The sequence below is a fragment of the Dietzia sp. Cai40 genome (assembly GCF_014145165.1).
Lineage (GTDB): Bacteria > Actinomycetota > Actinomycetes > Mycobacteriales > Mycobacteriaceae > Dietzia > Dietzia natronolimnaea.
Genome location: NZ_JAALEB010000221.1, coordinates 1 through 363, shown reverse-complemented (window position 1 = coordinate 363; position 363 = coordinate 1). Strand labels below are relative to the sequence as shown.

1 protein-coding gene is annotated in these 363 nt (G+C 74.1%); it reads left to right on the top strand.

The features are described from left to right. The coding region (locus G6022_RS09335; protein WP_241731135.1) for an amidase family protein at positions 1 to 363 on the top strand (363 nt) is incomplete at both ends.

Sequence of the window (363 nt, the reverse complement as noted above, 5' to 3'; positions counted from 1 at the left end):
TCCGCCCGCCGATCGGAGGACCGGTACCGGCGGGGTGAACCCTTCGGCCCGATCGACGGCGTCCCCACCTCGATCAAGGACATCTTCTACACCCGCGGGGTCCCGACACTGCGTGGATCGCGCCTGCTGGCCGACAAGGCCGGGGCCGCCGACCCCGACTCGTGGCCCGACGACGCCCCGGTGACCTCCGCGGTGCACGAGGCCGGCTGCGTGGTGATCGGCAAGACCACGACCCCGGAGTTCGCGTGGAAGGGGGTCACCGACAACACGCTCACCGGCATCACCCGCAACCCGCACGACACGGCGCTCACCCCGGGCGGCTCGAGCGGAGGGGCGTCGGCCGCGGTCGCCGCCGGGCTCGGC